Origin of the sequence: Pedobacter sp. P26 (assembly GCF_050632135.1) — a bacterium.
Classification (GTDB): domain Bacteria; phylum Bacteroidota; class Bacteroidia; order Sphingobacteriales; family Sphingobacteriaceae; genus Pedobacter.
The window spans coordinates 4,354,912-4,367,371 of record NZ_CP192574.1; the positions used below are offsets into that span (position 1 = coordinate 4,354,912).

Below are 12,460 nucleotides of genomic sequence, written 5' to 3' on the forward strand. Positions count from 1 at the left end.
AAAACCTAAGTTCTTATTTTACTCCCATTTGCTGGCAGAAAACTCAATAAAACAGCAGATTAACTCCTGAGGGGAGAAACGATGTAGATAACCTGGGGACAACAATTCCCCAGGGTTATCAGTAGTGTGCGCCTACCGGCTGTATGAGAGTAGCCGGTGCAATACCAAATACGGCACACAAAAACGTTATTTTTCCAGAAGGGCGAAAGTGCACCATAAATATGGAGATTGCCCATGCGAATCGCCTACACTCCTTGGACGGTCATAATAATACTGTTTATCATTTTTCTTGTTTGTCCCGACACACACTTCTGCGACATCGCCTTTTTCGTTAATATAAGGTACCAATGCCAACCAGGCTTTACGGGCAACCGGTGCATATTCATGCTGATCCAGCCATCCCTGTTTCACCCCGCTGATCAGCGCGTACGTAAACATGGCTGATCCGGATGTCTCGGCCCAACAATCAGGCTCATCGATTAACTGGTTCCACATGCCGCTGGGCCGCTGAAAATCCTTCAAACTTTTCATCATCGTTTCATAACCCTTAAGGATACGCGGTCGATCCTTGTTATCTTTGGGCAGCAGGCGCAACAGTTCCGTCATGCCCGCAGCCATCCAGCCATTACCACGCCCCCAGTAAAACGGTACATCTGGCGCATGGTAGAACAGGCCGTTCGGCCTTTGCAGTTCATCAAGGTAAAGCACCATTTCACTTGCAGCACGTTCTATATATTTCGGGTTTCCGGTTGCTTTATAGGCCTGCGCCTGCACAATGGTGATCATATACATATCATCAATCCATAAACGGGTTTGCCACGAAAATCCTTTATTGGCCCATTCTTTTTGCTTTTTATCAGCATTTTGCGGAACGTCCCATTGGGTATCTGCATAGGGAATACCCAGGTCAAAATAATGCTTGTTTTTAGTAATCTGATAAAGTTCAAGGGGCAGGCTGCCAAACATATTCAAATCAACATGGTTCATGATCGGCAAGAGCTGTTTTTCCTGCGAAGTGAGTTTCTCAAACCTTTCTTCCAAAAGCGATAAGAGCTTTTTATCTTTTGTTAATTTAGCATACCGAAGCGCTCCTGTCCAATTAAAGGTTTCAGGATAGCTGATCCATTTGCCGGCATGGAGCATGTGTTTTCTATCGAGAATGCGATAAGCTAAACGTTTTCCAACTTCCTTTGGACCAAATCCTTCCGGAAAATCTTTAAGCATATTTTTCTGGGCAAACAGAAACTGACAGGGAATTAAGAATAAAAATAAGGCAATTAATTTTCTACACATATTGATTTATAATTTGGTTAAAGTTCTTTCACAGGAACAATTTTTTCTTTAAAAAATAATCAGATACCACATTTAGTGTGGCCTGATGCTGCAGACTATTGGCTACCGAGAATTCCGTAGCCCGCAAGATCAATCAGAACTTCTACTTTTTCTAGCACTTTACCGATCATATTCCCGTATTATTCTCCTTAATGGCATTTTTCTGAAATGAGCTTGCAATGATTAATAGCCAGGATTCTGTTCCAATCTTGCACCATTGTTACGCTCAATTTCGGAAGCAGGAATGGGCCACAGGTTGTAAGTAGTTAACACATCGTTGTAATAGGGATTACATTTTTTTACACGATCGTAAACCAGGCCGAGCCTCATCAGGGTAATCCGTCTTTTTTCTTCCGACCCCAACTCTCGCATCCGCTCGTCTAAAATGTAATCAATGTTTACATTGGCCGGCAGCACTGGAGATGCATTAGACCTGCTGCGTACCACATTAATATCGGCTGCAGCTTTATCGGGCTGCATTAAACCCAAATAGGCTTCGGCCCTTAGCAAATAAGTTTCTGCCAACCGAAACATATACTGATCAGCATAAGTTCCGCCTGCACTTGCTTTAAGCAGCAGCTGCGATTTATCCTGGAACATGCCATCAGGATGGTCGCCTGGAGTAGTTACTTTTGATTGAAAAGCATAGAAATCTCTTCTTGGCACGGTTATACCCGCCGGTGGATTGATGGTAGATATGGTTTGACCGAAGCGTGGATGTGCAGGATTGGTTACTTTAAATTCGCGTACAAAATTAAAGGGTGCATTTCTAAGGTCGTTATTAAAATCACTCTGCCAGATGACGTCCGAAAAATATTTGGTGGGTATTGCCCAACCGATTCCCCTGCCACCGGTATAATCGCTTATAGGGTATAAAAACGGTTGAACACTGCTGCCAGCAAGCCTGAAAGTGAGAAATTGTGGTGCAAAATGCCTTTCCATCTGATAAGAACCACCAATACCTGTAGAAACGGCGCCACCGCCCGGTACATCTGTTTCGAACTGGATTACCCACAGAGCTTCCCTGTTGGTACCGTTTTTTCTGTTCTGGTTACCTCTTTGAAAAAGATCCCAATATACATTTTTGGTAACATCTGTTGATTTCACCCCAAACCTGGTGGTCATCAGGCCAACATTGGGGTTACTGATTACAGTAGAGGCAGCATCTGCCGCATTTTGAAACTGCCCCGCCGCCAGGTAAACTTCCGATAAAAGATGGTAGGCAGCCAGGTTATTTACTTCTCCATCCTGAACCATGTTAATGGCCGGAAGATTCGTTGCTGCAAATTTCAGGTCGCTGATGGCCTGCTGAAGCACAGCTATTTTGGTCGCCCTTGTATAATCTGTTTTAGGATTAACAGCCTCTGTGATATTCAGGGGTACACCACCATATAAATAGGCCAGTGTACGGTAGGCCAGGCCTCTGAAAAATTTCGCCCTGGCTTCCATTAATATCTTTTCGGGAGGAGTTAGTGACGAGCCCGGAATACGATCGATAATGGTGTTCGATTCTGCTACTATTTTGTATAATGAAGTCCAGTGAATTAACGGAATTTCTGTACTTAAGGGAGAATATGCAGCAACCATATTGGTATGCCTTGTAGTGGCTGGCTGACCATCAAAAACCAGATCGCAGCCAAACACATAATCGAAAGGACGTTGTTCTCCACTGTTATAAAATTCGCTTCTTACCCGGTTATATTGGTTATTCAAGGCCGCTTCGTAATCCTTTGCGGTGGTATAAGCATTATCTGTGATTAAGAAATCAAGTGGTTTTTCGTTCAGAAAATCCTTTTTACAGGAGATAAACGAAATGGCAATAGCCACTATAATGAAGGTAATTTTTTTCATCGGTTTAATTTAAAATGTAACATTTAAGCCCACAGCATATCCTTTAAATACAGGTCTTCCATCATTAGTGAGGCCCTGATTGGTCTCCGGGTCCCAGCCTTCCCAATTGGTCCAGGTGGCCAGGTTACGTCCGCTTACAAACACATTCAGGTTCTGAAGGTTCATCTTTTCGATCAGTTTTCCGCTGAATTTATAAGAGAGCGATACATCCTGCAAACGCACGAAACTGCGGTTCTGGAAAAGTGGCGGATTTAACGTAGCTGATACAAATGACCGCGGATATTTACCATTTGGATTATCCGGGGACCAAAAATCTATCCCACTCAGGTAATTATTCCTGACAGAGTTATCATCTCTGATGAGCCTTGGCGTATTTCCGGCGAGATAAGATTTATCTCCTCCCTGGACAGCATTTAAGAAGATGCTCAAAGTAAAGTTCTTATACTGAAAGTTGTTTAACAGGCTCAACCGGTATGCAGGTGCAGATGATCCCAAAATGGCCCTGTCACTGGCATTGATTACTCCATCGCCATTCTGATCGACAATGCGGTATGTGCCCGGCGAATAGCCTGTGGGTATCTTTTCACCGATCTGGTAAATCCCGTTCACCTGATAGTCATAAATTACCGCAGTCGGCTGCCCGATAAAAAGTCCGCTTTGTGGGAGGTCGTCTTCTACACCATCGCCATTAAGATCTCCCAAAAGCTTAACTATTTTATTGTTATTATGGGAAAAACTGAATGTAGAATTCCATTGAAAGCCACCACTATTGATGTTTTTTGAATTTAAAGAAAGTTCGATCCCCTTGTTATTCAGCTGTCCGATATTGGTTAGGATATTATTAAAACCTGTTATTACCGGAATATTGACAGAATAAAGCAGGTCGGTAGTTTTCGTATTGTAATACTCCACTACGCCTGATAGCCTGTTTTTCAGTATACTAAATTCGAGACCGAGGTTAGCACCGGTGGTACGTTCCCATCTTAAGTCAGGATTAGGCAATGAATTAACCTGCTGCCCCAGTTGGGTTGAACCGCCATCGCCAAAAACATACGAAGCCCCTAAACCAACAGCGGCCAGTGATGAGTAACGGGAAGTTTGGTTCCCGGCCACACCATATCCTACCCTCAGTTTTAGGTTATCAACCCAGTTAACCTTAAAAAATGATTCTTTAGAAATATCCCAACCAGCTGATACCGAAGGAAAAATACCATATTTATTGTTTTCTGCAAAACCAGAAAACCCATCTCTCCTAATGGTACCGGTGAACAGGTACTTACTGTCGAAATTATAATTTAAGCGGAACATCTGGTAATTCAGAGTCTCTTTCCATGCATTGGATATCGCAAAGCGGTTAGTGCCCTGTTGCAGGTTGTTATAACCAAGCGTTAATCTCGAGAAACCTGTTGAGTAAGCCCGGGTATAGCTATTATCTCGCTCTATGGCGCCATAAAGTAAAGTTCCGGTAAAGCTGTGCTTGCCTATAACTTTATTATAGGTTAAAAGGTTATCAAACGTATAATCGTAATAAGTGGTATTTTCTTTTGAAGCCTGCCCGGTAAGGTTAGCATCATACATATTAGAAATGTTTTTAAAATCGAGACGGTAATTGTTACCGAAACTTATTTTATAGCTCAAGCCTTTAACAGGCAGCTGTAAATTACCGTAAACATTGGCAAAGAAATAGTTGTGACGGTCGTAATCATCAGCCTGATAGTTTAACAGCGGATTGGTTACATTCGTATTAAATGGATTGATTTTCAGGTTTCCATTATTATCCCAGGGAAGGATTAACGGAGACATTAAATTGATATCAACGAAATTTGGCTCTACCCCGTCCTCATTCACAAAAGTCCCGAACGATTGCAGGCCAATGGTAAGCCAATCTGTAGCTTTCGTTTCGATGTTTGCCCTGATGGTTTTTCTTTTAAAAACATCATTTTTGATAAATCCTGAGTTTCTGGTTAAGCTGCCGGATAACAGGTAATTGATCTTATCGGTTCCGCCCGAAACGCTAAGCTGGTTATCTGTAATTGCTCCGGTTTTAGTCGCTTCATCATACCAGCTAAAATCATTTGGCAGCAGTTTTCCCTGCGCATCTTTCATCGATGCATCAACTTTGCTCACCAGATCGAATGCCGGATTTGGTTGTGTAAAATCAGTCGCTAAAAAAGCCTGATCATAGTATAAATATTTAATATGATCCAAATATTCATCTCTGGCCATTGGTTTTAAATCGATATTTGGTTTTTGAGTAGCATACTGAGAAGAAAAAGAGATTCTGGTTCTACCAATGGCACCTTTTCTACTGGTAATGAGAATAACACCATTTGCCGCCTGCGCCCCATACACGGCCGTAGCACTTGCATCTTTCAGCACATCTATCGAGGCAATATCATCCGGATTAATTGAAGTTAACGAGCCATTGTATTGCACTCCATCCAAAATAATCAGTACGTTTTGGTTCCCACCCAGCGTATTTTGCCCCCTGATACTAATTCCTGGCGTTGCGCCGGCGCGGTTAACTTGCCCCACATTTAAACCCGGAACCGTTCCCTGTAAAAGATTGGCCACGTTGGTGGTGGGTGAATTTCTAAAATCATCGAGATTTGCCCTCACCACAGAACCTGTTACATCGGCTTTTTTCTGTGTTCCGTAGCCTACCACCACCACCTCATCGAGATTGGCCTGGGAAGATTTTAAAATTACATTAACGTTTTTTAGATTGCCTACCGCTACTTCCTGTACATCGTAACCGATATAAGAAAACAAAAGAACCGTTTGCTCATTAGGTACACTAATTTTGTACACACCATTTTCGTCGGTTACAGCAGTGGTGGTACCATTTTTAACCTTAACCGAAACCCCGGGTATAGGAGATTTTGTTTTTTCATCCGTTACTTTACCGGTTATGCTAATGTCAGCCTGGTTAATGCTTGTAAATCGAGGTTTTTTATTCATCACCATAGTTGCATTACCATTATTGCCGGCGCGCGCTGTTATGGAAATGACCAATATCACGACCTGCAAAAAAGTTAAGGTTATAATTCTTTTGAGTAGAATTCTATATTTCATATTTGGTTAAATTATTGGATGCGCGAAACCTTATCGTAAATCGGCATGATTGGCTAAGCAGAATTTGCAAAGCGGTAATGCAGGATTTTATATTTGGTTTCCTGGTATCAAAGTAAAAAAATGCGGTTTACAAATACTGTTCATTCCTTTGTCGTTTTATCTCAAATTGAAATGAATGGCTTAACACGTTAAGCAATTGTAAACGGCTGCAATCCCATCATTCGCCTACAGGCACGGGAATATTAAGCCCTGTTGCAACGGCAATTCCAAAATTAGGCGAGCCATCCGCATTCCAGCTCAGCTTTTGCATCCTCGGCGTTCTCGATCCATTGGCGGTATTGGCTACGCTACGGGCATGGTAAATAAACCAGTTTTCGCTATGGAATACTCCATTCGCATCGGTATAACTACTGGTAAAAAACCCATTGTGGCCGGGGCCATACACCCCATTGGCATCACTTTTAACAAACACCTGCTTTTTATTGATCCAGTCGCCGGGCACCATGGGGTCACCACCGTCTTTTAACTGTATCTGAGCCAAACAATAATTATCGCTGCTATAGCGACTGGCAGAATAAATAATAAAGACCGGACTGCTGGCATCTTTTCTGAGCATAATCGGTCCTTCGTTAACACCCGCCCCCAGAGAGCCGCTTGGTTCATATTTTTCCCAACTGTTGGTGGGTGATGATATTTTTACCCTGTCGCTGCTTATTGTCCATGGGTTAGACATTTGAGCGATGTAGATGTACTGTTTGTATTTGGTAGCCACGTTCTCCCATCCAGACCAGATAAAATAGTTTGTGGTGCCTATGGTCAATACCGACCCATCAATGGCCCATTGATCGCTGGGATCGCTGATTTTCCCTTTAAACGTCCATGTACCGGTGGTAGGATCTGCATTCGGGTTTTCAAGCACAAACATGCGGTGGGTTACATCGCCCCCATCATTTGCGGCAAAGTAAAGGTACCATTTACCAGAAAGGAAATGTAATTCGGGCGCCCAGATATTAGAAGAATAAGCAGCACCTGCAGGCGGTGTCCATACCACTGTTTCTATTGCTGTAGAAAGCAGAGACATCGATTTCGTTTTTCTCAGCCCGATATTACTCCCGCGGGTATACATAAAATAATAATAGCCATCTTTTTGCGCAACATAGGGATCGGCCCTGCTGGCATTAATAAGGGGATTCTGGAAATTGGTATCATAAAAATTAAACATCCCCTGCGTACCTGTTAGCGTAGTTTTCTGCCTGATTTTAGCGCCAGGGCTACTGCTTTCAGGGTCAACGGACATTTTCATCCCGGTAGCCTTGTTGGTAAGGGTGTATACATTGTTGCTGCCCGTATAATCGATAGCCCATTGTTGCGCGTCGCTGCCATCATCGGTACCCTGTTGCAAAATATCACCCGATGTAGCTGATGGCGATTTAAGGCATTTATTGCTGGTAATATTGATCAGTTTATAGTATGTGGCATCGGTTTTTATTAGCTTCCATTTTTGGCCATTGTTAGGGAACCACGACCATTGCTGTATAGTTGCATTTTCTGCAGTGGAGTTACCTGTAACTTCCACCACCGGACCATTGGGTAAAGACGAAATCCCCCGGATCCGGTATATTGCACCATCTATCAAGGTGCCTAAGGGAGGCGCTGCAGCAATTACATTTAAAGCGGCCAGTTTTCCAATCTTATCTACCTCGATACTTTCGGTTGATGGTGCCTTTTGACAGGAACCTGTTAAAACTACCAAAGCAGTTGCCAGATAAATCAATAATTTGTTTCTCATATAAAAATACTAAAACTGCAAAGGCGTGGTAAGGCCGATAGAAGAATTTGCAGCAGGGTTATTAATTTGGTTAACTTCAGATCAAAGTAAAGGAATGATGTTTGTAAAATTTGTTCATCTTTTTGTCGATATGTCTCAAACCACTACTTCAAAATCACACAAAACATTGATAATCAGCAATTAAAAAACCATCATTTTATAACCCGACTAAAAGGTACCAAAACATAGATTACACAACAATGCGATTTATATATATTTGATATGAACTTGAATATGCGTTTTGTATTATTTTTTCTGTTACTGAGCCATTTTTTTGCAGTTTATACCTGCGAAGGGCAATCCCATTATTTTAAGCAGTACCAAGCCGATGATGGTTTGGCACATAATTCGGTAAATACGGTTATACAGGATAAAAAAGGCATGATCTGGGTGGGCACCCGGGGCGGTTTAAACCGTTTCGATGGTTATACTTTTAAAACCTTTAAAGACGAAAAAAGCAGGTTCGGCAACATCGGTAATAACATTATTGTTAGCCTTGCCGAAGATAAAAAGGGCATGTTGTGGGTGGGTACAGGTCGCGGTATTTTTAAATATGACCCCGTTAAAGAGGTATTTACGCCCCTAGGCCCCAACCTCAAAAAATACATCAATTCTATTCTGGTAGATCATGAAAACAACCTGTTCTTTTTAGCGAACAGGGCGCTTTTTAAATACGTACAACGAGACAATAAGGTAATAGACCTAAAAATTAGTGCGGCTTGTATTGCCATTGATGAGCACAGGAATATTTTAATAGGGAATGATGATGGAGAGCTCGTTACCTACAACCCAGAGGAGGGATCTAAAACAAGTGTAAAAATAATCGGTAAAAATGTCCCTGCAAACCTACGGTCGATCAGTAAAATATTTCCAACGGGAAACGATAATATACTGGTGGGATGCTTTAAACGGGGTTTGAAAAGTTACAATACCAAAACTGGTCTGATCAAACCACTGATCCTTAAAAACAGCGACAATACGGATATTTATGTACGAGACATTACTGCGGGCGAAAACCATGAGTATTGGATTGCCACAGAATCTGGTATTTATATTTACAATTTGGCCACCAATGCCAAAATCAACTTGCGTAAACGGCCTGGCGATCCTTATTCGATTCCAGATAATGCCGTTTATACGGTTTGTAAGGATAATGAAGGCGGCATGTGGGCCGGCACTTATTTTGGCGGACTGAGTTATTTCTCTAAAAATAATGCCCGGTTCGAAAAATATTATCCGCTAATAGGCACCAACTCCATTTCTGGAAATGCGGTAAGAGAAATCTGTCCTGATAATAAAGGCAATTTATGGATCGGTACCGAAGATGCTGGTGTAAATAAATTCAACCCTAAAACCGGGCTTTTCACCAATTATACAGCCAATGGCAAAGCCGGGAATGTATCCTACCCCAATATTCATGGGTTGCTTGCATTGGACAATCAACTACTGGTAGGGCCATTTCTGCATGGTCTGGAAATTATGGATATCAACAAAGGTAAAGTGGTAGACCGTTTTAAAACCATTGGCGAAGAATATGAAGAGACCAGCGACTTTGTGCTTTCTATCCACCTTGCCAAAGACAGTACCATTTATGTGGGATCGGGCTATAATATGGGATCGGGTCTGTTTGTTTTTAATCAAAAGAAAAGAACGTTTAAACGGATTAAAGAAATTCCCGTCAACTCGTATGTTTATGATATCTGGGAAGATAGGTTCGGTAATATCTGGACAGGCAGCGTTTCACGCGGGGCATTTTATTACCACCCAAAAACCGGAAGACATGGCAACATCACCTTTGGCGACAAACTCAACAACAAGAGTGTCCATGAGTTTCCGGTATGTGGTATTATGGAAGACAGTGACAATGCGATGTGGTTTACCACTGAAGGCGGTGGCCTGATCAGGTTAAGTCCGGACAGGAAAGTACTAAAAAAATTTACGACCGAAAACGGATTGCCCACCAATATCCTCTTCCGTGCGCTGGAGGACAATTCAAAACATTTATGGATAAGCTCGCTTAAAGGTTTGATTTGTTTTGACATGCAGACCGAAAAGTTTAAAATCTATACCAAATCAAATGGATTGATTACCGATCAGTTTAACTTCAGTTCGGCCTATAAAGCACCAAACGGCAGAATGTATTTTGGATCGGTAAGGGGAATGATTTCTTTTGATCCAAAAGATTTTGAGCGGAAAGATAAAGCACCGCCCACCTTTATCACCGGTTTCCAGATCAACAATAAGGAAGTTCTTCCCAATACAGAAAACAGTTCGCTGATCAAATCCATTTCCTATACCGATACCATTGTACTTGCTCATAATCAGAATAATTTCAGTATCGAATTTGCGGCGCTCAATTATTCTTCTCCTGAAGTAACCAGGTACGAATATGTGATGAAAGGTGTAGATCAGGCTACCACCTATCTTAACAATAATAGAAAAGCCTATTTTACGGACTTATCGCCCGGTAATTACACTTTTCTGGTGAGGGCAAAAAGCAATGTAGAAAGCTGGAGTGGTAAAGAGCGAAGGCTATTTATTAAAATCCTTCCACCTTTTTGGAAAAGTATTACAGCTTACGTCTGTTACCTCTTGATGATTACGATAGTATTATTTCTCGCTATCCGCTATTATCACCGTTATAATGAGCGCAAAAATCTCAATAAGCTTCAGTTGTTCGAACACGAAAAGGAAAAAGAAATTTACCAGGCTAAAATTGAATTTTTTACCAATATCGCCCACGAGATACAGACTCCGCTGACGCTCATTTTAGGACCTGTTGAAATGATGCTGGAAGACGCAGAAGAACAGCCGCTTAAAAGCAGTCTACTAATGGTCGAAAAAAATGCGAACCGCCTGGCCAAACTGACCAATCAGCTGCTCGATTTCCGCAAGACCGAAATGCACCAGTTCGGCTTAAATTTTGTAAATACCAATATCAACAACCTTTTAAAAGAACAGGTGAATGCCTTTGAACAGGAAGCCCTAAAAAGTAACATCTTACTTGATCTTGAGCTGCCCGGGACGCATATCATTGCATTTGCCGATCGGGAAGCATTGATCAAGATCTTCAACAATTTAATTTCCAATGCCATAAAATACGGAACAAGCAAGGTAACTGTGCGCCTCGGCAGTGCTGAAGAAACGGAAGGCCGGTTTATCATTACTTTCACCAATGATGGAAAAGGAATCCCCCAGCAGTACCGTTCGCAAATTTTCGAACCATTTTTCAGGCTATATGGCAAAGATAAACCAGGTACAGGCATCGGGCTTTCGCTGGCAAAATCGTTAGCTGAACTGCATAATGGCTCATTGAGCTTACTGGAGGGAAGTGTGGATAAAGTAATTTTTGAGTTGATTTTACCAATACACCAAAAATTTGAATTCAAACTGAGTAGTTGGAAAAAGATAAAATAAAATATGATGGAGAGCATTTTAGTTATTGACGACAATGAAGATATCCTGGAGTTTTTAACGCAGGTATTCGGAAACACCTATAAATTGCATTTGGCAATTAATGGTGAAGTTGCCCAGGAAATTTTAGACAATGAAATCGTAGACCTGATTATTTCGGATATTATGATGCCCGGCATTGATGGTTTTGAGCTTTGCAGGCTCATCAAATCGAACGTAGAATATTGCCACATCCCCATTATCTTATTAACATCCAAAAACACTTACAAGGCACACATTGAAGGCCTGGAAGTGGGTGCAGATCTGTACATTAAAAAACCATTTTCCCCACAGTTATTACGTGTTCAGGTGACTAACCTGCTTCAGAACCGCTTAAAAATAAAGGCCCATTTTGCAAGTTCGCCATTCGAGGATGTACGCGTGGTGGCCAATTCTAAAATTGAAGAAGCTTTTTTAAAAAGGCTGGATGAATATGTCCGTAAAAACATTCAGGACCCTTACCTGGATATCGACCAGCTGGCCGAGCACATGCACATGAGCCGACCTACCCTTTACCGCAAGATAAAAGCCATTTCTGCCCTATCGCCGAAAGAACTTATTGACGTGACACGACTTAAAAAAGCAACCAGGCTGATTGCCCAAAATGAGTTTACTTTTTTGAGATTGCAAAAATGGTGGGTTACAGCTCACAGAGCCTTTTTAATAAAAATTTCTTGAGGTATTTTAAAGTGTCGCCGCAGGAATACATGAATTCGCTGAGTAAGGAAACCGGCGGCTTAAATCAGGTAGCGGAGTGACCACAAAACATAAAGCTTTATGCGAAAGATCTTTGAGGGCACAGACCTTGGCACTCAGGTGAGTTTACTTGACTCAGGTGGTCATAAACCAAAAATACTTTCTTAAGCAAAAGTTTTGAGGACACAAACTTTTGTACACCATCTCACCCAATTTAAGAAATAA

General features: G+C 41.8%; 6 protein-coding genes. 2 read left to right on the top strand and 4 right to left on the bottom strand.

Annotation, left to right across the window (positions count from 1 at the left end; genetic code table 11):
• Positions 1 to 186: 186 nt before the first annotated feature.
• From ACQ86H_RS20135 to ACQ86H_RS20150, 4 genes are all read right to left on the bottom strand, one after another.
• Positions 187 to 1,293, bottom strand: coding sequence for a glycoside hydrolase family 88/105 protein (locus ACQ86H_RS20135; RefSeq protein ID WP_431292293.1), 1,107 nt, complete (start codon positions 1,291 to 1,293; stop codon positions 187 to 189).
• Positions 1,294 to 1,515: 222 nt separating this feature from the next.
• Positions 1,516 to 3,183, bottom strand: coding sequence for a RagB/SusD family nutrient uptake outer membrane protein (locus tag ACQ86H_RS20140; protein ID WP_431292294.1), 1,668 nt, complete (start codon positions 3,181 to 3,183; stop codon positions 1,516 to 1,518).
• 9 nt (positions 3,184 to 3,192) lie between these two features.
• Entirely contained in the window at positions 3,193 to 6,258 is a 3,066-nt protein-coding gene (locus tag ACQ86H_RS20145; protein ID WP_431292295.1) for a SusC/RagA family TonB-linked outer membrane protein, read from the bottom strand.
• A 217-nt stretch (positions 6,259 to 6,475) separates the two neighbouring features.
• Positions 6,476 to 8,047 (bottom strand): family 43 glycosylhydrolase, encoded by a 1,572-nt coding sequence (locus ACQ86H_RS20150; protein ID WP_431292296.1) that lies wholly within the window; start codon positions 8,045 to 8,047, stop codon positions 6,476 to 6,478.
• Between the two features lie 261 nt (positions 8,048 to 8,308).
• Between ACQ86H_RS20150 and ACQ86H_RS20155 the strand changes: the two genes are divergently transcribed.
• Both ACQ86H_RS20155 and ACQ86H_RS20160 read left to right on the top strand, forming a co-directional pair.
• The gene (locus ACQ86H_RS20155) at positions 8,309 to 11,503 is read left to right on the top strand and encodes a ligand-binding sensor domain-containing protein (RefSeq protein WP_246862730.1); all 3,195 of its coding nucleotides are present in this window, start codon (positions 8,309 to 8,311) and stop codon (positions 11,501 to 11,503) included.
• A gap of 3 nt (positions 11,504 to 11,506) precedes the next feature.
• Positions 11,507 to 12,217, top strand: coding sequence for a response regulator (locus ACQ86H_RS20160; RefSeq protein WP_431292297.1), 711 nt, complete (start codon positions 11,507 to 11,509; stop codon positions 12,215 to 12,217).
• Positions 12,218 to 12,460: the final 243 nt, after the last annotated feature.

What these genes read in the sequence shown, in the direction of transcription:
- ACQ86H_RS20135 (WP_431292293.1), bottom strand. Translation starts at nt 1,293, where the DNA reads ATGTGTAGAAAATTAATTGCCTTATTTTTATTCTTAATTCCCTGTCAG.
- ACQ86H_RS20140 (WP_431292294.1), bottom strand. Translation starts at nt 3,183, where the DNA reads ATGAAAAAAATTACCTTCATTATAGTGGCTATTGCCATTTCGTTTATC.
- ACQ86H_RS20145 (WP_431292295.1), bottom strand. Translation starts at nt 6,258, where the DNA reads ATGAAATATAGAATTCTACTCAAAAGAATTATAACCTTAACTTTTTTG.
- ACQ86H_RS20150 (WP_431292296.1), bottom strand. Translation starts at nt 8,047, where the DNA reads ATGAGAAACAAATTATTGATTTATCTGGCAACTGCTTTGGTAGTTTTA.
- ACQ86H_RS20155 (WP_246862730.1), top strand. Translation starts at nt 8,309, where the DNA reads ATGAACTTGAATATGCGTTTTGTATTATTTTTTCTGTTACTGAGCCAT.
- ACQ86H_RS20160 (WP_431292297.1), top strand. Translation starts at nt 11,507, where the DNA reads ATGATGGAGAGCATTTTAGTTATTGACGACAATGAAGATATCCTGGAG.